Origin of the sequence: Cupriavidus sp. SIMBA_020 (assembly GCF_046535395.1) — a bacterium.
Lineage (GTDB): Bacteria > Pseudomonadota > Gammaproteobacteria > Burkholderiales > Burkholderiaceae > Cupriavidus > Cupriavidus campinensis.
Window position 1 is genome coordinate 1 of the sequence record NZ_JAWRWU010000208.1, and the last position, 340, is coordinate 340.

Sequence of the window (340 nt, forward strand, 5' to 3'; positions counted from 1 at the left end):
TCAATCTCGTCGAGATGCTCTCCCGCCCACGCACCCAGTGCACGAACCGGGACGGCGAGGGATTGTCCGAGCGGCGTCAGGGCATATTCGACCTGCGGAGGCACCGTCGGGTAGACCGTGCGGCTCACCATGCCGTCGCGCTCGAGTGCCTTCAGGGTACGCGTAAGCATCTGCTGCGAGATCCCGCCGATGGTCCGTTTGATCTCGTTGAAGCGGCGTGGCCGATCAATCAGTACCCTGACAATCATGACCGTCCATTTGTCGCCAACGATGGCGAGCACCTTGCCAACCTTATGGCATTGAGTACTGACGCCCGGTGAGGCAGGCATATCCATGTGAC

The 340-nt window shown here is 60.9% G+C and carries 1 protein-coding gene; it reads right to left on the bottom strand.

The genetic code is table 11. The annotated features are described in order from the left end of the window. The coding region (locus SB751_RS28850; RefSeq protein ID WP_410748890.1) for a winged helix-turn-helix transcriptional regulator at nt 1-335 on the bottom strand (335 nt) is incomplete at its 3' end. Nucleotides 336-340 lie beyond the last annotated feature (5 nt).